The organism is Acinetobacter sp. Ag2 (assembly GCF_001005515.1).
GTDB classification, from domain to species: domain Bacteria; phylum Pseudomonadota; class Gammaproteobacteria; order Pseudomonadales; family Moraxellaceae; genus Acinetobacter; species Acinetobacter bereziniae.
In genome coordinates, this window is record NZ_LBNA01000057.1 from 14,399 (window position 1) to 38,623 (window position 24,225).

General features: G+C 36.0%; 18 protein-coding genes and 2 pseudogenes. 9 read left to right on the top strand and 11 right to left on the bottom strand.

Going from position 1 to position 24,225, the window contains the following annotated elements; all coding sequences use genetic code 11:
* The first annotated feature begins 740 nt into the window (after positions 1-740).
* The 5 genes from AAV97_RS16925 (at position 741) to AAV97_RS21245 (ending at position 7,100) form a co-directional block, all read left to right on the top strand.
* A complete protein-coding gene (locus AAV97_RS16925; protein WP_005030545.1) occupies positions 741-1,346 on the top strand; it encodes a fimbrial protein in 606 nt (201 codons plus the stop codon).
* A gap of 33 nt (positions 1,347-1,379) precedes the next feature.
* Positions 1,380-2,090, top strand: coding sequence for a molecular chaperone (locus AAV97_RS16930; RefSeq protein WP_009586491.1), 711 nt, complete (start codon positions 1,380-1,382; stop codon positions 2,088-2,090).
* Positions 2,091-2,117: 27 nt separating this feature from the next.
* Positions 2,118-4,673, top strand: coding sequence for a fimbria/pilus outer membrane usher protein (locus AAV97_RS16935; protein ID WP_052945876.1), 2,556 nt, complete (start codon positions 2,118-2,120; stop codon positions 4,671-4,673).
* A gap of 48 nt (positions 4,674-4,721) precedes the next feature.
* Entirely contained in the window at positions 4,722-5,846 is a 1,125-nt protein-coding gene (locus tag AAV97_RS21470; RefSeq protein ID WP_227560884.1) for a fimbrial protein, read from the top strand.
* Between the two features lie 81 nt (positions 5,847-5,927).
* Positions 5,928-7,100 carry a fimbrial protein gene (locus AAV97_RS21245; protein WP_046761184.1) on the top strand — a complete coding sequence of 391 codons (1,173 nt, stop codon included), beginning with the start codon at positions 5,928-5,930 and terminating at the stop codon, positions 7,098-7,100.
* A gap of 586 nt (positions 7,101-7,686) precedes the next feature.
* Here the strand turns inward: AAV97_RS21245 and AAV97_RS16950 are convergent.
* The 3 genes from AAV97_RS16950 to AAV97_RS16960 all read right to left on the bottom strand — a co-directional run bounded on the left by AAV97_RS16950 (position 7,687) and on the right by AAV97_RS16960 (position 10,052).
* Positions 7,687-8,586: a LysR family transcriptional regulator gene (locus AAV97_RS16950; protein ID WP_009586481.1), complete on the bottom strand. Its 900-nt coding sequence runs from the start codon at positions 8,584-8,586 to the stop codon at positions 7,687-7,689.
* Between the two features lie 152 nt (positions 8,587-8,738).
* On the bottom strand, positions 8,739-9,062 hold the full coding sequence (locus AAV97_RS16955) for a hypothetical protein (protein WP_009586498.1): 324 nt from the start codon (positions 9,060-9,062) through the stop codon (positions 8,739-8,741).
* Positions 9,063-9,125: 63 nt separating this feature from the next.
* Positions 9,126-10,052: a LysR family transcriptional regulator gene (locus AAV97_RS16960; RefSeq protein ID WP_009586449.1), complete on the bottom strand. Its 927-nt coding sequence runs from the start codon at positions 10,050-10,052 to the stop codon at positions 9,126-9,128.
* 646 nt (positions 10,053-10,698) lie between these two features.
* On the opposite strand from AAV97_RS16960, the gene AAV97_RS16965 reads away from it, so the two are divergent.
* Positions 10,699-10,887 (top strand): heavy-metal-associated domain-containing protein, encoded by a 189-nt coding sequence (locus AAV97_RS16965; protein WP_004828649.1) that lies wholly within the window; start codon positions 10,699-10,701, stop codon positions 10,885-10,887.
* A gap of 575 nt (positions 10,888-11,462) precedes the next feature.
* On the opposite strand, the pseudogene AAV97_RS16970 reads toward AAV97_RS16965, so the two are convergent.
* From AAV97_RS16970 to AAV97_RS16990, 5 genes and pseudogenes are all read right to left on the bottom strand, one after another.
* Positions 11,463-11,965: pseudogene (locus AAV97_RS16970) on the bottom strand (IS982 family transposase); the annotation flags it as partial.
* A 238-nt stretch (positions 11,966-12,203) separates the two neighbouring features.
* On the bottom strand, positions 12,204-12,665 hold the full coding sequence (gene cueR / locus AAV97_RS16975; protein WP_042085661.1) for a Cu(I)-responsive transcriptional regulator: 462 nt from the start codon (positions 12,663-12,665) through the stop codon (positions 12,204-12,206).
* Positions 12,666-12,682: 17 nt separating this feature from the next.
* On the bottom strand, positions 12,683-15,163 hold the full coding sequence (locus AAV97_RS16980) for a heavy metal translocating P-type ATPase (RefSeq protein WP_046761185.1): 2,481 nt from the start codon (positions 15,161-15,163) through the stop codon (positions 12,683-12,685).
* A 648-nt stretch (positions 15,164-15,811) separates the two neighbouring features.
* Entirely contained in the window at positions 15,812-16,693 is an 882-nt protein-coding gene (locus AAV97_RS16985) for a copper resistance D family protein (protein ID WP_046761186.1), read from the bottom strand.
* A gap of 62 nt (positions 16,694-16,755) precedes the next feature.
* Entirely contained in the window at positions 16,756-17,127 is a 372-nt protein-coding gene (locus tag AAV97_RS16990) for a copper resistance CopC family protein (RefSeq protein ID WP_046761187.1), read from the bottom strand.
* Positions 17,128-17,395: 268 nt separating this feature from the next.
* Here AAV97_RS16990 and AAV97_RS16995 point away from each other — a divergent pair, with 268 nt between their 5' ends.
* Complete coding sequence (locus AAV97_RS16995; protein ID WP_046761188.1) at positions 17,396-19,765, top strand: heavy metal translocating P-type ATPase; 2,370 nt, start codon at positions 17,396-17,398, stop codon at positions 19,763-19,765.
* A gap of 304 nt (positions 19,766-20,069) precedes the next feature.
* On the opposite strand, the gene AAV97_RS17000 is transcribed toward AAV97_RS16995, so the two are convergent.
* Positions 20,070-21,446, bottom strand: coding sequence for a heavy metal sensor histidine kinase (locus AAV97_RS17000; RefSeq protein ID WP_046761189.1), 1,377 nt, complete (start codon positions 21,444-21,446; stop codon positions 20,070-20,072).
* The gene (locus AAV97_RS17005; protein WP_004828666.1) at positions 21,439-22,119 is read right to left on the bottom strand and encodes a heavy metal response regulator transcription factor; all 681 of its coding nucleotides are present in this window, start codon (positions 22,117-22,119) and stop codon (positions 21,439-21,441) included. Before AAV97_RS17005 ends, AAV97_RS17000 begins: the two co-directional genes overlap by 8 nt.
* 154 nt (positions 22,120-22,273) lie before the next feature.
* Here AAV97_RS17005 and AAV97_RS17010 point away from each other — a divergent pair, with 154 nt between their 5' ends.
* Both AAV97_RS17010 and hfq read left to right on the top strand, forming a co-directional pair.
* Entirely contained in the window at positions 22,274-22,540 is a 267-nt protein-coding gene (locus AAV97_RS17010; protein ID WP_010590876.1) for a hypothetical protein, read from the top strand.
* A 153-nt stretch (positions 22,541-22,693) separates the two neighbouring features.
* Positions 22,694-22,957, top strand: a pseudogene (gene hfq / locus AAV97_RS17015) (RNA chaperone Hfq); the annotation flags it as partial.
* Between the two features lie 269 nt (positions 22,958-23,226).
* Here the strand turns inward: hfq and AAV97_RS17020 are convergent.
* Complete coding sequence (locus tag AAV97_RS17020; RefSeq protein WP_046761190.1) at positions 23,227-24,027, bottom strand: undecaprenyl-diphosphate phosphatase; 801 nt, start codon at positions 24,025-24,027, stop codon at positions 23,227-23,229.
* Positions 24,028-24,225: the final 198 nt, after the last annotated feature.

Below are 24,225 nucleotides of genomic sequence, written 5' to 3' on the forward strand. Positions count from 1 at the left end.
AATCTTTTTCATTATATTTAAAAATTTAATAAAATCATGAATTTATAATTATTTTTTGAATCAGGATGCTAGATCTATTTTAATCTAGAATGTGATTTAGGTTTTAATTTTTTCCTTAGATTTTAGTTAAACTTACTATTTGAATGATTACAGAAATGTCATTAAATTAAATAGATCAATAATTTATTTTTTTAATTGGTAATTAATTAAGGTAAAAGTAAATAATGGTTATGTTAATAAAATTATAATATTTAGTTGTTTTTAAAATATAATTGTATTTTTTAATTTTTATTAAAAATTTAGTTTAAGTTAAACTGAAAATAAATTAATTAGTTTAACTAAAATATTATAATTTCTTCATTATTTGTTCATGATAAAAATAATTATTAATTGGAGAAATAAAGAGCAAATAATATTTTTATAAATTTAACAACAATGATTTGTGTTTATCTTATTGTATTACATTGATAAAAAATATAAATGACAAAAAGTAATGTATTAGTATGACAATAAATCAATCAAAAAAAATGTGACAGATGTATCATTTGAATCAGAGTGAAGTTCCTGATTTATTTTTGAACTATTGTTATTTTTTTTATAACAAGGTAGTTTTAAATAAATAGTAACTAGATTCACAAATTTGGAATTATTAATTAAGTGAACCTTACTGTTAATAAATATAGGTGAACAAAATAATAATTCAGTACTATTTTTTATTAAAATCCAATGAGGTTTATTGCATGAAAAGTTTATCTTTATCGACAGTAAGTGCATTAGTTTTAGGTTTGGCATGTACACATACTTTTGCTGTAGACGGCACAATCACTGTCAATGGTGTAGTGACGGATAGCACATGTACATTAACTGGGTCAGGTCCAGGCACTGCTGGCTCTAAAAATATTATCGTGACTCTAGATACAGTTCCAACTTCTACTTTTACAACAGCAAACCAATCTGCTGCAACGAAAAGCTTTGACCTACAACTTAAAAATGGTGCAGGTACAGGTGGCTGTGATGCGGCAACAAATAAAGCACTTAAAGGTTTGTTTTTAGAAACAGCGGCGGCTGCGGATTATGATGCAACAGAAAAAACAGCTTTAGTAAACAAGTCAACAGATGCTTCATCTGCTAAGCCAGTATTTATTCAAATTTTAACTGATGCAGATACACCTGTAGATTACTCACAAGCTTGGGGTACACAAGCAAAAAGTGCGATCACAGGGCTTGCAGCAGATGGTACTGGCACTGCAACCATGACTTATAAAGCACGCTACTTCACTAAAACTGGTTCTGTAGATGCGCAGAATGTGACAGCAACTGTAAATTATACATTGCAATATAACTAATCTGTGTTTGCTTAAATTGTGAAGGGGAATATTATGCGTTATCTACAAGCTGCTATATGTGTATTCTTAACCATGCCACTTGCTTATGCTGGGGTGTCTATAGATGGTACACGTATAATTTTCCCTGCTCAGTCTAAAAGTGTAAATGTCCAACTCAGAAACATATATGACACACCTGCATTGGTACAAGCTTGGATTGATAATGGCGATCCAAAGAAAACCCCTCAGGCAGAAGAAGTCCCATTTGTACTTAATCCACCTTTAGTTCGCATTGAACCAAATAAAGGGCAAATTATTCGAATTATCCCCTTAGACACATCAAAATTGGCAAAAGATCGAGAGTCAATTTATTGGTTTAATATTTTAGATATTCCACCGAGTGACCCGAATTTAGCTGATAAAAATCATTTGTCCTTTACGGTACGGACACGCGTTAAATTATTTTATCGTCCAACACAGTTGGCAATGAAAGCAGATCATGCACAAAAAAGCCTTCAATTTAAACTAGATCGTTCTATAAATAGTTTGACCATCAGTAATCCAACACCGTATTACATTACGGTCTTACAAGTGGAAAGTGGAAAAAATCATGCTTTTAACTCAGGCGAAGATGCCATCATGTTAGAGCCTTTTAGTAGCCGTAGTTTAAAAAATTTTATCCCCGATCTCACAACAAAAAAAATATCCTATGAAATTGTCAATGATCTAGGCGCAGTACAAACATTCGAAGCGGTAATGCAGTAATAAAACAGTAATAATGGATCGTTTAGCATGCTAAATTTTAAAAAAAGCGAGCTCTGCTTAATGCTGTTGTCTGCGATTGCTTTGCAGGTGTCAGCTGAAGAAAATCAACAAAATTTGCTCGCACAAGACAATCAACATTTGATTGCTCAAGACAATACACAATTGGTTGCGCAAAATAATGCTTTAGTGACTTTCAATTCGGCGTCGTTATTTGGTAATGACCGTAATGTTTCCTTGAGTAATTTTGAAGTTAAAAACTTCGTTGCGCCTGGTAAATATCTAGTCGAGTTGTCGGTCAATAAGCAAGTGATCGGTAATCAGGAAGTCCGCTTTGATCATTTGGATGGGCAACGTTCGGCTGTGCTTTGTGTAGATACGAATTTATTAAATCAATTTGATTTAATACCAGCGTTTCGTAAAAGTTTAACTGAAATGCCATGTCGAACCATTAAACAAGTCAATGCTGATGCCTATTATGACTTTGATTTATCTCAATTAAAACTGAATGTTTCCATTCCTCAAGCAATACGAGTCGAACGTCCAGAAGGATATATTGATCCAGCATTATTTAATCAAGGGGTAAATTCAAGTTTTATTGGTTATGCATTTAACTATAACCGTGATGAAGATCGAGAAAGTAAATACTTGGGATTAAATGGGGGATTAAATATTGCGGGTTGGTACTACCGACATGCAGGTGCATTTGAGTCTGAAAACTCAGGTTTGGGGCACTATTATTCTGATCAAAACGTGTTATATCGCGATATGACCCGATTAAAATCACGTTTAAGTTTAGGTCAATTTAATACCACAACTTATCGTTTGGATAATTTACCCATTGTAGGTGCACAATTGGCGTCTGATCAGGAAATGTTACCGTGGTCAGCTCGGCAGTATGCTCCTGTAATTGAAAATTTTGCCAATACCAATGCATTGGTCAGAATTTATCAAAGTGGTCAAAAAATCTATGAGCGTACCGTACCTGCTGGTGCATTTCGTATTACTGATTTAAATACGGCAACTTCAGGAGATTTAACCGTTGAAATTACTGAAACAGGCGGTGAAAGAAGAAGCTTTAATGTTCCGATGCAAAGCAATTATGATTTAGTGCGTCAAGGTCGTTATAACTACAGTGTTGCGGGTGGTCGTTATCGCACGCGTCATGAAACAACCCATGATAAATTGTTTCAAGGCAGTTTTAATTACGGTATCAATAATGCCTTGACCATTGGTGCAGGTGCAAATTTTAGTGATGACTATGCCAGTGGCTTGCTGGCAATATCTACTAATACACTACTTGGTGGCGTAACTGCTTCTATAGAGCATACTGAATCTGAACTATATCGTAAGGATTATCGTGGGCAAAAATACAGTCTGAATTATCGTTATGATTGGCTAGCTCAAAATCTAAATTTTTATGCAGATTATTCGGCTTATGACCGTGAATATATGAGTATTTCCTCACATTTGTATCAGCGTAATTTGGCTGATTTAACTGATCGTGAGTATGATGACTTTTTGTATAATTATAATCTAAAACAAAATATGGGCATCAGTGTTTCCAAGTCATTCCCAAATACACGTCTCGGTAATTTTAATTTAGCAGTTCGTAAAAATAACTATTGGGAGGACAGCCAAGATTATTATCAATATAACCTGAGTTATGGCAATACATGGAACAGAATAAGTTATAACCTTGGCTTATCACGTACCGATTATTCAGATCATGCGCGTAAACGAGGCGATGCTATTTATTTTTCCATGACGGTTCCACTCGATTGGCGCAAGAAAAATATGTCACTCAATGCCAGTGTTCAGCATGACCAAGATTCAAATACCACTTCAAATGTCAGTCTATCAGGCGTTTTGGGTGCGCATAATGAATTGAACTTTGGTGCAGGGGTGATTAATAATCAGCACGATACCTTATTTAATGGCAACATTAATTATTTATTGCCTGCCGTGAATCTAGACGCAACCCTTTCAACCAATCAAAACAACACCCAGTATTCTTTATCCGCACAAGGTGCTGTTGTTGCCCATCGTTTTGGGATTACCCCAGTCAATACGTTGCCTGACACTTACACTATTGTGCATGCGGAAGAAGGGATGGGTGCTGTTGTTTCAAATGCTTGGGGGGTAAAAGTTGATCGCTTTGGAAATGCGATTTATCCATACAACACACCATACAGTAAAAATTTAATCACGCTTGACCCTGCTGATTTGCCTGCAAATGTGACTTTGGAATCTAACCAAACTGAAGTGATTCCACGTAGATATAGTTCACAACTTACTGAATTTAAAGCCAATAAATCAAGTAATATTTTACTGCGTATTCGTTACGCTTTAGATTCACAAATTGCGATGGGCAGTCAATTAAAGGATGAACAGGGCAATGTATTGGGTATTGTGGGTGCATCTAGCCAAGTGATCGTAGATAAACAAGAGGCATTATTGCATGATACATCTGTAGTTTGGGGAGCTGAAGCCAATCAACAGTGTAAGATTGGACCGATATCTAAGTCATTGTTAACACAAAAAAATACAGAAAACTTCAATATTATCAATGTGGAGTGTAAATAGATCATGAAGAAGTTACTTTTAATATTTACGCCACTATGCTTTTTATCAATGCAATCAATATTTGCAGCGACAGCGACATGTACGACTTACCCGACAATAGAATTTAATCGCACTAGCGGTACGATTAATATATTTCCTTATACGCAAACATTTAATGATACAACAAATGGGGTGTTGTTTAATAATTGTCAACCGCGAGGAAATGTTGCCGCCTTGGCGACATTTAGAGCTACGACAGGCAATACTGATTTAGTCGGTGTAAGTCCTTATGCCGTAAATAATAATATTACAATAACGGGTTCAACTGCGAATCCGACAACTTTAGCAGCAGCTAAGATTTGGTTAATTAATAATATGCGAATAGCATTTACTTTAAGATCAAATAATAATGTGAATCCTATATCGCAAGATATATTAACCTTAAATACTGATTATAATATTATGCCTTTAACCAGTAATGGATCTTCAGCGATTATTAATGGTGAAAGCTATTTTACAGGGCTTGGTAATAATGGAACACCAGATTCAGCAATGAGAAATAATCGATTTACCTTGAACCTGCTTTCCACCACAAAGCCGAGCATCGCTGTGATTGATGCACTCAATAATTCGACTGTACGAATTCATTTAGGGACTTTATCTTATAAATATGATGATTGGGGAAATGGTGGAACAAATCCTGCTCCAAGTGGTGTACCAAAAACGGGTACAACTGAGCTCTATGTAAATATCCAAATGAATTTTGTTTTACCTACATGTACGCTGGCAAACCAAATTGTGAATCTGGCACCCGTACCAACGGCAACATTGAACAGTAATCAAACAGCAAATGAACAACCTTTTAATGTCAATATTAATTGTACAGGAGCATTGCCCAATAAAGTTTTATTGGCAACAATTACCGATAGTTATACCCCAAGTAATATAAATAGCAATGGGATTTTAAAAAATTCACCAAGTTTAGCAAATCGAAGTAATGTCGATGTACAGTTAAGAGATAGTTCAGATGTGCCATTGGCGATTGGGACACAAAACCCTTTTTATCCAATTCCTGCTGGTTCGACTGCAACGACATTTATTAAAGCATTAAAAGCACGATATTACAGATCTTTAGCAACAGCAACACCAGGTTATGTTCAAACTCAGGCAACTGTTTCATTAGATTATCAATAATTAGAATATTATCAGTAAAGTGAATTCAATTTGATAAATCTATATTTGTTTAAAATAATTGTAGTGGAGTGTAAATAAATCATGAAGAAGTTACTTTGGTTATTTGCACCATTATGCCTTACGTCAACACAGATATTTGCAGCAAATTCGACTTGTGTAACCTATCCAATGATTGAGTTTAATCGCACAAGTGGCACAATTAATAGTTTTCCATATACACAAACATTTAATGATACAAATAACACCTTATTGCTAAATAATTGTACACCAGCGCCGTATACTGTTGCTGTAAGGGCAGTTTTTAAAGCGGCTTCTGGTAATACTGATTTAGTTGGCAGTAGTCCTTTTTCAGTTAGTAATGGTATTACTATTTCAGGTTCTAACGCTAATCCAACAACCTTAGCAGCAGCAAAGATTTGGTTGATGAATAATCTACGGATTGAATATAGATTAAGATCGAATAATGATATTAATCCTTTATCATTCGATATCCTGGCTTTAGATACGGATTATAGTGTAGTACCAGACACTAGTGCAGGACCGATTAAGATCATAAATGGTGAAGGCTATTATGCGGGATTAAATGGTAATGGTACAACCAATAGCGCAATCAGAAATAGCAGATTTAAACTGACTTTACTTTCTACAACTAAACCTTCAGCCGCTGTTATCGATGCTTTAAATAATTCAGTAGTTCGTATTCATTTAGGTACTTTTGCCTATAAATATGATGATTGGGGAGGGGCTTTAGGAAATGCACCACCCCCAAGTGGAAATCCTAAAGTTGGAACATCTGAAGTTTATGTGAACATCCAAATGAACTTTGCTCTTCCTACTTGCACCATGGCAAACCAAATAGTGAATTTAGCACCCGTACCGACAGCAACGTTGAACAGTAATCAAACAGCCAATGAACAAGCTTTTAATGTCAATATTTATTGTACTGCAGCAATGCCCAATAAAGTTTTATTGGCAACAATTACCGATAGCTATACCCCAAGTAATGTAAATACCAATGGCATATTAAAAAATTCACCAAGTTTAGCAAATCGTAGTAATGTCGATGTACAGTTAAGAGACAATGCTGATGTGCCATTGGCGATTGGGACACAAAGCCCTTTTTATTCGATTCCTGTTGGTTCAACTGCAACGACATTTATGAAAACATTAAAGGCACGTTATTATAGATCTTTAGCAACAGCTACTCCAGGTTATGTACAGACTCAGGCAACTGTTTCAATAGACTATCAATAAATCAATCAAAAGCTAAAAATATTCATTTTTAGCTTTTTGGGTATAAGAAACTAACTTCGATGTTTGATTTGTTAAAAAATGCATAGCATAAAATATTATTTCTTTTGATTAATTAAATCAATACGATAAAAATAATGTTGCAAGATTTAAAGCGTATATTGTCATGCTTTAGTTCTAAAGTTTAAATAGATTTGCGTAGGCGATATCTTACTTTTCAGAGATGAAAAGAGAGCAAAAATCTTTCTTTAACAGGGATCTTGCGCTGCAAACAAAGCAGTGCTTTGTTTTTGCTCATATCGCCCTTGACCGACGGCGGCATCCATGCCATCTCACGATAGAAAGACCATCGATGTAAATCACATGTATAAATAATCAGACGGTTTGACTCTATGTTTTATCACTCTTTAAAAATATGAAAATTCTACATCCTTATTTTTAAACTATGAAAAATATCTCTTGGCTTTGATTAAATTCATGGTATCTACATCCTGTAGATTTTCTAAGTTGCCTCTCCATCGGGGAAGAAAGTTGGAAAAGGGGATGTTGAAATACAACTATAAAAGCGGCTATAAAAATTTATGCGAGATCAACCGAATTCTTGATCGCTATTGGCAAAGCCAAATTTATGCAGCAGGTTTTGTTGCGTTTGTTGCATTTCTTTGATCAACCAATCTCTAAAGATCACTTTTCTGTTGTCTTCTTCAATTGAAGAGGAAGCCAATAAATAATAGGCTGAATCATCAAAGTGGAGATACTTTTCAACTTGAAAGAAATCGTGATCAAGTTCATGTTCAATCATAAAGCCAGAAACAATTGTTTGTCCTAAACCAGATAAACATGCCTCAATACATAAATAAAAGTGATCAAGCTCAATGGTGTTTAATTTTGAGATTTCAGGATATTCTTTCGCTAGGTAATTTTTAAACTTTGGACGTGATGAACTGAGTAACAAATTTGAGGCATTTTGTTGATTGGAATTCACCATAAACATAAATTCATCAATGATTTTGGTACTGAAAATATGATCACCCCAAGCAAAATCATTTCTTCGAATGGCAAGATCGATATCTTGATTTTGAAAATCTAGAGGTCCACCACCCGTTAAAAGGGTGATTCCAAAACCAAGATTTAACTCATTGAAGCTCACCATACGAGGAATAAGCCATTTCATCGAAATCGTGGGTTCACAAGAAATAATTAAATTATTGCTTTTATATTTTTGCTGTTTAATGCTAATGACACAATGATCAAGTTGATTAAACACATGTTGGCAACAATCTAAAAGAACTTTACCTTCTGCAGTCAAAATTAAAGATTTATTCTTTCTTTCAAATAAAGCAACATTCAGTAGATCCTCTAAATTTTTAATTTGTCGACTTACTGCGCTTTGAGTAACATATAGGCGTTCAGCCGCAATGGTTACACTTCCCTCAATCGCCACATAATAAAAAAACTTTAATGAATTAAGCGATAATCTTTCTATCATGTTAAAGGCTCTTGTAATCCATACATTGAATTAATTGATGTACTGATTGATGTAATCAAGTATTAGTACTTTATTTTAATGGATATTATAATTTTTTGTAATGTATCGCAATGTATTTAGTCGTAAAGATTAGTAAAAATCATCTATTTTATTTAATTTTTATCATGTTTACAGGCACATTTTCCATACATATGATATAAGAAAAGTGCGGGTGAATCCGTTAAGTGCACCTCATTTTGATCAATAAAATAGGTTTGATTCTTGTTTTGGTCTAATACAGTTAAAAATTTATTTTGCCGATCAATTACAATGCCATGAGTTGTTCTTTTAATATACTCAAAGTTTTTATCAAGATGACCCGTATTAAAAAAAACGGAGTCACCAATTTTAATTCGCCATTTTGAAATATCTTTGAGTAGACCACAATGTTTACAGGTCCACTTTTTGGTTTTGAATGAAATGTTGGGTTTAAGCATTAATTTTCTCCTTTTGATTATTTTCTCATATCTTAAATTTTTATTTAATTGAATAAATTTTTATTATTTTAATGATTTTATTGAATAATTAGGGTCTTTAACTAATTTTTTTTTAAGATAAGAAAATTTTTCTAAATTCAATTGTGTTTTATTTATCTCTTCAATTAACCAGTTTTTGAAAACAACTTTTCGATAGTCCTCTTCTAAAGGAGATGCTGATAGTAAATAGTAGGAAGAGCCATCATGAAATGGCTCTGTTATCGGCTCTAAGTTGCCATTATTTAAGTCTTTTTCGATCATGTATCCAGATACTATTGTTGAGCCTAAACCAGATAAGCATGCTTCGATACAAAGATAAAAATGATCAAGCTCTTTATAATTCAGCTGTGTGATCTTATCTCTAATATGATTGATCTTTAATAAAGTCCCCCAGAACTTCTGTCTCGAAGATGATATTAAAATGTTATTATTATGTTTGGTTGAATTTTTAACAAAGAACATGGTTTCATCCATGAGTTTGATGCTGTAAATATGTTCTTTCCAATTAATATCATCCCTACGTATGGCGATATCAACATTGCTAAAATTTACAGTTTTATCATTTGTGGTAATTTTTAAATCAAAACCACTGTTTAATTCATTAAAATCTTTTAATCTGGGAATTAGCCATTTCATACATAATGTGGATTCACAAGAAATTACCAGTTCTTTGATATTTTCCTTTTTATTGTCAAGACGAATAAGACATTTATCAATTTCATGAAAAATGCCTTGACAACAATTCAGAAGTAATAAACCTTCATTGGTTAACTCTAAGGTTTTACCTTTTCTGATGAAAAGAACCGTATTTAGATCATCCTCTAAGTTTTTTATTTGTCGACTAACCGCACCCTGTGTAACAAAAAGCTTTTCTGAGGCAATTGTCACACTTTCATACATCGCTACATAATAAAAAAACTTAAATGAGTTTAATGAAATCCTTTTAACCATTTAAGACCTTGCTCTATATTTGTGGGTTTTGAGGTTATATTTATATGAATAAACAGGATTAGTTTATATAGTGAAGTTATTCTTAGCAATCTTATTAATTTGATGATTAATCAAGTGTATGGTTGAGAAAATGTAATACATTTTTTTATAACGATAAAAATTGATTTTTATTATTTTGCTCTTAATTTTTCATTACAAAAAATCATGTTTTTTATTGAATATAAGTAATGTGATGTTTTTTTACTTAAGTTGTTTCATTAGATTTATTAATTAGTTTTCCGTTTTGTGTTGATTGTTTTGAAAATTCTATAGGGTAAATTATGAGTGTTGTTGGTGATTTTTGAAATAATTTTCTAATGTTGTTTGGTTTTATTTTTGTGCGATTTTTTTATTTAAAAGCCGAATTTTATTTAAAAAAATTATTTACAGTTTTTGTAATTTTTTATTTATATACAATACATCATTAAAAGGATAAAGGTGGCTTAAATATGAACAATCCATAAAGATAAATATTAGCATTTAATTAAATTCATTCATCCTGATTATTTAAAAATTACAATGATCATTAAAGAAATGATTTCAAACACTTGACCTTACAATTATGGCAACTCTTATCATGAGTTTACGATTAATCAAGGAGCCAAATATGGAATTCCATGTTGAAAATATGACCTGTGGTGCGTGCGTGCGCCGTATAGCAAAAGCGATTCAAACATTAGACGAGGACGCAGAAATTATCGCGGATACACCGAACCGTCATTTGAAAGTCAGTACAATCGTGACTGAAGAAGATGTAAGAGGGATGCTCGTTGAAATTGGCTATCCGGCACGATAAAATCTGAGGCATAAAAAAGCTACTCTGGTCAGTAGCTTTTTTTATATTTATTCACATAAACTAAAAATAACGTGAATTCGGCTTAAAGGGTTTTAATTCAATAGGAGTTAAAATCTGTTAAATCGCAGAGTTATAGCCCTTTACAAGTAGTAAAGCGTACAACAGAGCTCTTGCGTTAGTCAAAATTTGAGCAGCTGTGATCTTTGTTATATAGTTAATCTGTTGAAAAATTCATACAGTAGAATATCATTTCTGTTGATCAATAAAATTAAAGCGATCAATATATTGTTTGATGATATACGCCTTGCACTGCCACGCTTTAGCTCTAGAGTTTAAATTGTTTTGCGTAGGCGATACTTTACTTTTCAGAGATGAAAAGTAACAAAAATCTTCCGTTGAGCGAGGGGTACATCCTAATACCCCCGCTCAACATGGCGACATCCATGTCGCCTCGTGATAGCAAGACTGTTTATGATTCAAAAGTACAAAATAAATGAATCATACAAATCACTTGTATGAATAATCAGGCGGTTTGACTATATAAGGTATTGCATATAGCTAAATGACCCAAAAACCTACTTTCGCAAGAGGTCTAACGTTAAAGCTGAAAATATCGTGGTTAGCAGTTCTATTTTTGATCGATGTCGTGTATGTTCAAGATCAAATTGACTTTTCATTAAATTAAATGGTGATTCAATAATGACTCGCTTTCTTAATACCGCACGATCAAGTGGGTCTAAAGCTTGTGGCTTCATATTTCTTTTAATTCGTGTGATGAGTTGAACACCCATCTCAGCAAGACGAACTTTCCAATTTTCGCCAATATAACCACGATCACCAAACAGTTTCCCCTTTAGGTTTGATGACTGAACTAAATCAGGTAAAACTTTACGATCATCCACGTTACCTGTTGTAATACAATAAGAAACGAATTATCCAACATGGTCACAAATTAAATGTAATTTAAAGCCATAAACCAATCTACTGAACTTTTTCCTCGACTGGCACTATCAGTTAATACACGATGTTGATTTATTCTTTTGTTATGGCATACAGCAAGTTTAGTAGAGTCAATGAAGCGATTCCAATGGATGATATTTTTGAACGCTCAATTTGTTTTGCCATGAGTGAATATATTGCTTAATATCATCGGAAATATCTGAACAAAAATCATCAATTAAGCAAAAAAGTGATATAAGCTGTATATCGATAGGCATTTGAGGATATTCAGTTTTTGTCGTGATTGAATTGTGACTCAAATGCCTATTCTTTAACAGTTTTCTTATCTCGAATTCACGTTAAAAAGAGAGGAAGATTTAAGCTTTGGATGTGCCAAGTGGTGACAGGGATAAAGTATCGTTATGGTGATGTACATCACTTGTTTCGAGATCTGTTGTCTGCAATCCATCAAGAATAGGGCAGTCTGGTCGATGGTCGCCAGCACAACAATTGATTAAATTCTGTAAAGTCTCCGTCATTTTCTGCAATTCAAAAATCCGCAATTCCAGTTTTTCAATATGAGATTGTGCTAATTTTTTCACATCTGCACTTTGTCTTTTTTTATCATTCCATAAATCGAGAAGATCGGTAATTTCACTGACTGAAAAACCCAATGTTCTTGATTTTCTAATAAATTTTAAGCGCTCTACATCTTGGGCACTGTATGAGCGATAACCTGAATTATTGCGTCCGACAGCGGGAATTAAACCAATTTGTTCATAGTAGCGAATCATTTTGGCAGATATACCGACAGCTTTAGACAGTTTTCCAATGTTCATCTGAGTCTCCTTGGATGTTATTGTGCAGTCAACGTCGGGTTAAACCGACGTAAACGTAAAGCATTTCCTAAAACAAATACACTTGATAATGCCATTGCACCAGCAGCAAATATGGGTGATAAAAGAATACCGTAAACAGGATAAAGCAGCCCTGCCGCAACGGGGATTAACAGAACGTTGTAAGCAAATGCCCAGAATAGATTTTGATGAATATTACCAATGGTTGCTTTGGACAATGCAATCGCATTGGCAACACCCTGTAAGTTTCCAGACATCAATACGACATCTGCGGATTCGATCGCAACATCTGTTCCTGTACCAATTGCAAGACCAACATCTGCTTCCGCCAAAGCAGGTGCATCATTGATACCATCTCCAACAAAAGCGATGTTGCCATGTTGTGCTTTTAGCTGTTTTATCGCGTCTACTTTTCCTTCGGGTAGGACTTCTGCGATCACTTGATCAATACCTAATTTTCTCGCGATGGCTTGCGCTGTACGCGCGTTGTCACCTGTGATCATCGCGACTTCGAGACCCAATTGGTGTAAGGCTTTAATTGCACTTGGTGTGGTGGATTTAATTGGATCAGCAACGGCAATAATACCGGCTAACTCGTGATCAATCGCAACATAAAGTGGAGATTTTCCCTCATCTCCTAAACGTTGTGCGGTATTTGCAAATGGTGAAATATCCACATTTAACTGAAGCATGTAACGATCTGCACCGACATGAATCGTATGCCCATCGATCGTTGCTAAAACGCCCATACCAGTGACAGAGTCAAAACTATCCACACGAGAGAGTTTAAGATTTTGCCGTTTTGCTGCATCGACGATTGCTTGCGCGATCGGATGTTCGGAACGCGACTCTACAGCTGCGACCAAACTTAAAACATGTTCATATTTGAAGTTTTGAGTGACCTCAAAATCCGTTAATACGGGACGACCTTCTGTTAAAGTTCCAGTTTTATCTACAGCAACAATTTTAGAGTCTTTAAGCAGTTGTAATGCTTCACCTTTGCGGAACAACACGCCTAATTCAGCACCGCGTCCTGTACCCACCATAATTGATGTTGGTGTTGCTAAACCCATGGCACAAGGGCATGCGATAATCAAGACAGCCACAGCATTGACCAAAGCAAAAGTTAAGGCTGGTGATGGACCAAAAATAAGCCAGATTAAAAAAGTGAGTGTCGCTGCCAACATTACGGCAGGAACAAACCATAATGTGACTTTATCAACCACAGCTTGAATCGGCATTTTAGAACCTTGTGCTTGTTCAACTAAGCGAATAATTTGAGCAAGCATGGTTTCACCGCCAACAGCAACAGCAGTAAAGGTCAAAGTACCATTTTGATTAATAGTACCCCCGACAACATCACTTTCAATCTTTTTCTCAACAGGAATAGGTTCTCCAGTAATCATGGATTCATCAACGAAACTTTGCCCATCCACCACCTTACCATCGACTGGAATTCGTTCACCTGGCTTCACAATGATAAAGTCACCTACAACTACTTCATCTATAGGAATATCGACGACTTGATTGTTACGCGATACATGTGCGATTTTTGCTTGTAAACTGACTAAGCGTTGTATGGCTTCGGAAGTTCTTCCTTTTGCTTTTGCTTCGAGAAAACGACCAAGTAAAATCAAGGCAACGATAACAGCTGCCGCTTCATAATAAACGTTGACGGTGCCAGCGGGTAAAATCTGCGGTGCAAATGTTGCAACAAGAGAAAAAAGATAGGCCGCTAATGTACCTACAGCCACCAGTGAATTCATGTCTGGCGCAAAGCGAAACAGAGCAGGAAAACCATGTGCATAAAATCTACGACCTGGGATAATCAGTACTAACGTGGTCAGAATAAATTGTAGGTACCAACTATTTTGTATACCGATGGTTTGTGCAATCCAGTGATGCAGACTAGGGAAGATATGCGAACCCATCTCTAGTATAAAAACTGGGAGAGCAAGAACTGTTGCTAACGTTAAATCTCTTTTTAATTCACTTCGTTCTTTGTCTTTTTTCTCAAGATGCTGTGTTTGATTAGGAACTGCATTTTGGATTTGTTTGGCATCATAGCCGGCTCGATCTATGGCGGCAATGAGTGCATCGACGCTGGCATGACCACTGACAGTTGCGCGCTCAGTCGCTAAATTCACAACCGCTTCTTTTACGCCATCAACTGCTTTTAATGCTTTTTCAACACGACTTACGCAGGAAGCGCAGGTCATTCCATCGATGGAGAATTCAATTTTTTCATCGATAACATCATAACCAACTTGTTCAACAGCTTGAATGAGCTGTTGACGTTGTATTGGTTTATCGAGTGAAATATCTGCGCGCTCTGTTGCTAAGTTTACGACAGCATCTTTTACACCATCCACTTTTTTAAGCGCAGTTTCTACACGACCCACACAACTGGCACATGTCATCCCCTCGATTTGTAAGTTCATTTTTAAATCAGAATCAGTACTATATGGAGAATTTGCCATCATTTATACCTTACTATTTTCTTGAATGATTTAATCCTAAACTCTTCCATCATGGGAAGGTCAAGCGAAATATAATCAATCTGTAGTAAAACTCATATCGTAAAATAGAATTTCTCTTGATCAATAAAATGAATGACATGAATCTATTGTTTAAAAATATTTAGCTTTCGTTGCCATGCTTTACATCTAAAGTTTGAATAACGTTGTATAGATGATGTCTCACTTTGCCTAAATCATTTTTTTGTTTAACCGCGTTCTTATGCTGCAAACAAATCAGAGTTTGTTTTTGCTCATACACTCCCACTCAACATGACGATATCCATCTCGCATCACGATAGAATGCCCATCCATGCTTGCAAAAATAAATGAATCACTGAAGCATCTAACAACTTGTATAAAAACAGAAAGTTTATTGAATATGCATGATCGAAATAAAATTACTTATGTGAATCATCAGACGATTTGACTATTGTGTAAGATGTATCCTTAAAAATATAAGCCAAACAAGCTGATACTTTATTTAATATTTGGATGGGCTTTGGAACGAAGCAAGACTAAAGATGAGGCAATACAGTCTAAGAACAGTAAGTCTTGCATTTTGAAAAAAGCTAAGCAAAAAGTATGACAGGGTCAGTCCGTATAGGTCACTCATTCAATCCCGACGACTGTTGTAATATAGGCCGTGGTAAACAGAATCATTAACCCAATCGACATTTCAAACAAAATGGCATAACCCAGATATCGTCCAAATTGAGGTTTGTGCAGTTGCGGGGTAAAAAACCATTTGTTAAATGCAGCGAGAAGCAATATACAACCAACAAACAAGATTTTGAGTATAAATCCATAGCCATAAGGGGTGCTGGTCGAGGTATCAATATCTTTAAATAAAAGCACCGCAACACTTGCACCACAAACAATTAAGATGCCCACAATAAATCCAGCAATCTGCCCAAATAAATGTGTACGGTCTTTCAAAGCAAGCCCTTCCAATTGACGGGTAGCTTTGAATAATGGATATAAAGCACCCATCCAAACGGAAATGAATAGTACATGAACTGTCAGTAGAATTTGAGCAAAAAAAGGTAAGTTTGCTGCATGCCCAGTTTGAGAAAAACTATAGGCAAGCGGTAGCAAGAATAGCCCAAATAAAAATCGTTCAAACATAGACGTCTGTGTGGTTTTTTGAGTGAACTTGATGAACAATAAAAGCAGAAGAACGAGAAAAATAAGGATACGTCCAATCAACATTTGACCAGTAACTGTATTCAAGAGGATCTGGATATACGTCGTATTGAATATTCCAGCAAACCCTGAATCTGCAAAACTACCGACCAGAATGAAAAAACCAGCAATGCTAGAGATCAGCCCTAAACCTGCTCCAAAGCACATATATTGAAGAATGCTTTTTTTCAGTGAGATGAAACGATTAAATAACAAGTAACAAAATGCGCCACCTGTAATAAATGCCATGCTTAAATACAAAGTGACTTTGCTCAGCCAAGTTAATCCAATCCAATATTCAGAAATCATGATTTTCCCAAATCAATACGGTGCTAGAAATCTGCTGGTGTTTCATTGACGATTCAAATATTTTATTGGAGCGTGAAACTATACTCACCACTCATGTTATGCCCATCTTTGCCCATGGTTGTCCATGTCACAGTGTATTTTCCTTTTTTAAGATTTGGAACTGGAACATTATAGGATTTTTTAAGGTCATGATTCACTTTATAGTTCAGGGAAATATTTTTTTGTTGAGCATCTATTAACTTAATGTTCATCAACATGACCTCTTCTCCAAAATTGAGAGTGAGGTTTTTAGGTTGATCCGTCACAGTTGCATTCATGGCTGGAACTGCGCTGAGTAATTTTACATGAGCAAGTGCGCTGGTTGCTGTGAAAAGCAGCGTAATACCAAGAAATATGCTGGATACTGTCGAGATTTTCTTTTGAAAAAAGCGCATATGAAACTTCCTATTAATAAGATAATGGTTAAGCAACCGTATCACCTCAGTCTCTACGATTGCTTAACTATTCAATTATTCAATATCCAAACATACAATAGTATGACTTTAAAATTACATTTCTGTTGTTTAGTAAAATTAAATAATGCGCGATGATAAATTGTCGGCTTGAACACTATTGAAGCCAACAGCGTGTAGAAAGGAACATCTGTCACAACAATCGAAGTATTAAATTAAAGAGCATGTGAAAAAAATCACGGAGAGAAATATGGAACACGAACAAAAAGTGCAAACTATAGAAAACTCTATGAAAGACCCTGTTTGTAATATGAATGTAGATATAAAAAATGCGCTTCAGCATGATTTTGAAGGGAAAACGTATTATTTCTGCAGTGAGAAATGCCAATCAAAATTTAGCGCAGCTCCACATTTATACATCTCCAGCAATAAGGAAATACAACATCCAGTAGGACATGAAAAGGCAAGTCATTCACACCATTCTGCTCAGCCAAGTGAGAAGGATCAATCTCTTCAAAACTCCGCGACAATTTATGTATGTCCGATGCATCCTGAGGTTCGACAAGATCATCCAGGAAATTGTCCTAAATGTGGTATGACCTTAGAACCAGAATTGCCCACTTTAGAAAATGAAGATCATTCTGAATTAGAGGATTTTCAAAAGCGTTTTTGGTGGACCTTACCAATCACGATTATTGTTGTTTTTCTTGCTATGTTTGGTCATCAAGTGAACTGGTTTAAGATGTCGACGCAAAGTTGGATTGAGTTGGTTTTAACCTTACCTATCGTGTTTTGGGCAGGTCGCCCATTTTTTATTCGTTGTTGGCAGTCCGTTGTAAACCGAAATCCAAATATGTGGACATTAATTGGTTTAGGAACAGGTGCTGCATTTGTCTATAGTGTAGTTGCAACAATAGCTCCTCAGGTTTTTCCTGACTCTTTCGTTTCCATGGGGCGTGTATCGGTCTATTTTGAGGCAACTGCCGCAATCATTACACTGACTTTATTAGGACAGGTTTTAGAATTAAAAGCCCGTTCCCAAACTTCAGCCGCGATTAAATCATTACTTGGTCTTGCCCCTAAAACAGCAAGAAAAATCAATGCTGATGGAACTGAAGAAGATGTTGAACTGAGTTCTGTACACGTTGGAGATGTATTAAGAATTAGACCGGGTGAAAAAGTACCCGTTGATGGCGTTATTGTAGAGGGACAAAGTTCTATCGATGAATCTATGCTGACTGGTGAACCTTTACCTGTCAATAAAAAAATTGGAGATCAAGTGATTGGAGCGACTTTAAATACAAGTGGCTCATTGATTATACGTTCAGAAAAAGTGGGTTCTGCGACCATGCTTTCCCAAATTGTGCAGTTGGTTTCGCAAGCTCAGCGATCAAAGGCACCGATGCAACGTATGGCAGATCAAGTTGCAGGAAAATTTGTCATGGTTGTGATTGGCGTATCGATTGCTACTTTCATCGGATGGGGAATTTTCGGACCTGATCCAAGTTGGGTATATGGTTTAATCAATGCTGTTGCTGTTTTAATTATTGCTTGTCCATGTGCTCTGGGCTTGGCGACGCCAATGTCCATTATGGTATCGACTGGAAATGGGGCGACAAAAGGTGTGTTATTTCGCGATGCTGCTGCAATTGAAAATTTACGTAAAGTCGATACCTTAATTATTGATAAAACAGGGACGCTCACTGAAGGGAAGCCGAGATTTGATCGTGTTATTGCCACTGAAGGTGTTTCAAGTGATGATGTATTACGTTTGGCGGCAAGTTTAGATCAAGGAAGTGAACATCCTTTAGCCGAAGCCATAGTGCACGCTGCTCGTGAACGAAATATTGAATTAACGACACCTGAATCTTTTGACTCTGACTCTGGTATCGGGGTGATGGGTAAAGTAGAAGGTTTGAGCTTAGCGCTTGGTAATACTGCTTTAATGCAACAGTTGGATGTTTCTGTGGATGCTTTAGTACCGCAAGCAGAGAAATTAAGATCTGAGGGTGCCAGTGTCATGTACCTGGCAGCAGATGGGTATCTAATGGGGTTACTGGCAGTTTCTGATCCCATAAAAAGCAGCACGCCAGAAGCGATCGAAATTTTAAAGAAAGATGGTATGACGATCGTAATGGCAACAGGCGATGGTATGACTACTGCTCGTGCAGTGGGGGTAAAACTGGGAATAGACCAAGTTTATGGCGAAGTTAAACCCGCAGATAAACTTGATTTGGTCAGTAAATTACAAAGTGAGGGGCGCATTGTTGCAATGGCAGGAGATGGCATTAATGATGCACCAGCCTTAGCAAAAGCTGATGTTGGCATTGCGATGGGAACAGGTACTGATGTTGCAATGAATAGCGCTCAAGTCACTTTGATTAAGGGTGATCTTAGAGGAATTGGGACTGCGCGCGCACTTTCTGAAGCAACTGTCCAAAATATGAAGCAAAATTTGATGTTTGCTTTTCTTTATAATGCTTTGGGAATACCTATTGCCGCAGGAGCGCTTTATTTCTTTACAGGTTGGTTGTTGTCTCCAATGATCGCTGCGCTTGCAATGAGTTTGAGTTCTGCTTCCGTGATCGCAAATGCATTACGTTTACGGCTAAGTGCATAAAAAGTTCATATTCTGAGAGGTTGTTAAAACGTATGCTGTAAAAAACCGTACTTGGTTTTTTACCCTATTGAGCGAGGGGAACTTATACCCTTGCTCAACAGGGCGACATCCATGTCGCCTTAGGTTAGAAAGACCATCTATGATTGAAAAATAAATCTCTAAAAGCGTTTAATCATTTTTATAAAAGCATAAAGTTTATTGAATATGAATAATTGAAATCGAATCACTTATTATGAATAATCAGGTGGATTGAGGATATTTGCCTATTGATTCGCAATTGTGATTGAAATGCTTAGTCAAAGTATTAATTCTTAAAAATAATCGAAAAAATCACCAGCCCATCTCTAGATTCTGCATAAATCAGTGCGTTGTGCATATCCAATATTGACTTGGTGATTGCCAGGCCAAGCCCTGTGCCATCTTCAACTCTTTGACGAGATGCATCAGTCCGATAAAAGCGATCAAATACACGTGATAATTGTTCTGGAGAGAGGGCAGGACCTTCATTTTCTATCGAAAATAAAGTATTTTCTGTTTGTTGTTGAAATTTAACACGAATGACTGAATTTGCTTTTCCATATTTAATCGCATTGGAAAATAAATTGCTTAAAGCACGGCGTAACATGGTTGGATCAGCATTGACTTTACCTGAACCTGATTGTTCAAAACGGATATTTTTTTCCGCAGCGAGCGCATCATAAAACTCAAATAATGCTTCGATTTCTGTAGCTAAATCAATCTGTTCAACTTTGGCTAAAGTTAAACCATTTTCTGCTTTTGCTAAAAACAACATATCCGAGACGATTCTTGCCAGATGTTCAAACTCTTCTAAATTGGAAAATAAAACTTCTTTATAGGCATCTATATCACGGCTACGAGAAAGACAAACTTGTGTTTGTGTCATTAAGTTATTGATCGGAGTGCGGATTTCATGGGCTAAATCTGATGAAAAGTCTGAGAGCTTTTCCAGCGCAAATTCCAAACGATCGAGCATTTCATTAAATGCAATGGTCAAAGGTTTTAATTCCAAAGGGGTATTTTTAAGTTCTAAACGAACAGAAAGATGTTGCGCGGAAATACTTTCTGCGACTTTCGCCATTCTTTGCACAGGACGTAAGCCTCGCCATGCGGCATACCAGCCCAAAAACATTAAACACAGTGTACCAATTAAACCGATATAAAACAGTTGGCGTCTAAACTCGTTTAAAAAGATTAAATGCTCGGAGGTGTCGATACCCACTAGAATTTGGGTAGATTGAACAATGTTATTGCTTTTAATATCTTTTTTATAAATAAATCCACGATAGGTTTTATCTTGTACTTTCCATTCAATCCACGGATAGTGCTGAGATTTGGTGTTTTTCTGTGTGGCAATAATGGCATTGGTTGAACTAAAAATAATCTTACCTGTTGGTCGTTCAACTTGAACAATCAGATTATCATGCCCAATGAGTGCATCATTTAATGAGATGGACAGCTCAAACGAGTCGGTGGGGTTTTGCGCTAATAGGCTATGAATGAGTTGGATTTTTCCATCAAGTAACTTTTGGTCTTCTTTCTCAAAGTGCCGTGTGACGCCTTTATGGATGACTAATCCCATTGTCATTAGAATAGTAATGGTAGAAAAAGAAAAAATAATGGCAATTCTAAAACTTAAAGCGTTAAACAGCCGATTACTCATCTTCTACCTCAAGCACATAGCCCATTCCGCGAACATTTTGAATCAGTTTCGGCATAAAATCTTGATCGACTTTATTTCTCAAACGTTTAATTGCAACTTCAACCACATTGGTGTCACTGTCAAAGTTCATGTCCCAAACTTGCGATGCGATGAGTGCTCGAGGAAGAATTTCTCCGCGTCTGCGCATGAATAATTCCATCAGTGCAAATTCTTTTGCAGTGAGATCAATACGTTGTCCTGCGCGGGTAACACGACGTTTTCTTAAATCTAGCTCAAGATCTGCAATCCGAATTAAGTTACTGTCTTCTCTTTGTTGTCCACGACGAAGCAGACTTTTAATACGTGCTAATAATTCTGCAAAGGCAAAAGGTTTAACCAAATAATCATCTGCACCTAGATCCAGTCCTTTAACTCGGTCTTCAATTTGATCACGTGCGGTTAAAAACAAAATAGGCATGGTTTTTCCGCTTTTACGGACATCATGAATGATATGCCAACCATCTAGCTCTGGCAGCATGACATCTAAGATAATAAGGTCATATTCTTCGTAAAGCGCTTGATGTCTGCCCATGCGTCCATCTGTGACCCAATCAGTCATATAACCAGCTTCAGATAAACCTTGTTTGAGATAATCACCAGTTTTTTGTTCATCTTCGACCAATAAAATTCTCATTGTAATTTCCTCAAGTGCCTATCTCATTCGGTGTCATCATAACGTTATAAAAGCAAATATGCCCATGAATGACATAAATGTCATTTTCATGTCATCTTGAAGTTTGAGTCACTGTCTTATTGTAGAGCGAATCAAAGCCAACTTGGGTGACAAAATGCAAAAAATATTCAGTAAAAGTGTAATGGTATTCATGTGTATAGGTGCATTAATCGGCACTACACAAACTTGGGCACATGGTGATGAACATAAAACAGCTGACGGTAAAACTACAGTAAAAAAACAAGAGAAGTGTAAAGAGCCTTGTAAACCAACCAAGGAAAGTAAAACTCAAAAAAATGATCATTCACAACATCAGCATGGAAACTCGACTGATATGTCGAAAATGGATCATTCAAAAATGTCAAATAAAACTTCTAAATAATCCAATGAAAATCGGGATGCAATACTGAGACATGAGTAGGAGCTTACACGCTATGGTCTAGTTTTGAACAACATAATGTGTGGGCTTCATGGATGAATAGTTTTAACAACTTAGTCGAGTCTGATCCCTATTTTTAATTTTGGAGTTGAAAAAATGTCAAAAAATCAAAGTTTACAAGATCCCTTTTTGAATGCACTTCGAAAAGAGCATATCCCTGTTTATATTTTCTTAGTCAATGGAATTAAACTACAAGGGCATATTGAGTCCTTTGATCCTTATGTTGTTTTGCTAAAAAATACTATGGGGCAAATTCAGATTATATATAAACACTCGATTTCTACTGTATTTCCAACACGTAATCCACGTCCTAATATTGGCGTTTATTTGTCTCAATTTGGTGCTCGATATGGTTTTGGTCGTCCAGATGATTTGGAGGATGAAACTCAATATGAAGCGTTTTCACAAAATGAAATGAATGCTCATAGTCAGGAATAATGAGCGCGTATGGTCTTATGCCTTATAGAATTTTCATGTTGACCATGTTCAATGATTTAAAGTGTTCAAGATATTTCTAAACTATTCAGGGAATTTAAACTTAAAAAAAGACCCACAGTGAATGTGGGTCGATAGAGGTAGGGCAAAATCATAACAACCAGATCATAGCCAGTTCAAACGATTTAACTTTTTTATAAAAATACAATCAATAAAATAATACCCAATACAACACGATACCATGCAAAGACTCTTAATGTATGTTTTTCAACAAATTTTACCAAAGCTTTTACCACCAAAATAGCGGCAATAAATGCAGCAACAAAGCCTACTGAAATATTCATCAGATTATCAGACGTTAAAACATCAGCATTACGAATTAAATCATAGGTTGCAGCACCTAACATGGTTGGCATTGCCAAGAAAAATGAAAATTCAGTGGCTGCTTTTCGTGATAAGCCCGATAACATTCCGCCAATAATCGTTGCACCAGAACGTGAAGTTCCAGGGATCATGGCAACGCATTGTGCAAAACCCACCAAAATAGCTTGTTTCAAGGTGATGTCGGTGGCTTCTATGGTTTTTGGCTCAAACTTTCTGGCTTCAACGGCAAAAATAATCAAACCGCCAATAATTAAAGCAAAAGCAACAACTAGGGGGCTAAACAGCACCTGTTTAATAAAGTCAACAGCAAGTACGCCAATCACCACAGCGGGTATAAAGGCAACCAAGACATTGATTGTAAAACGTCTGGCATGTATATCACCTGAGAAAAAGCCGCGTACTAATTCGATGATTTTTTGACGATATAACCAGCATACAGCCAAGATTGCCCCGAGTTGGATCACCACTTCAAATACTCGACCTGAATCTGAGTGGAAGTCGATCAAATGACCAAATAGAATTAAGTGACCAGTACTGGAAATCGGTAAAAACTCGGTCAGACCCTCAATAAGCCCCAAAAATAAAGCTTTTAATAGTTCAAAATTTTCCATAAATGAAATAAACGAGAATTTAAAAAATTGAACCTTTTTAATGTATTTAACGCTACTTATAAATGAAAAAAGACAAAATTTTACGAAATTTTTACGCGGTTGATCTGACCGTGAATAGAGAGTTTACGGGCTATTTTCAGATACTGGGTAATGGAATATCCCAGTGTTTAGGATGGAAAAGATGAGTGCTAAATATAT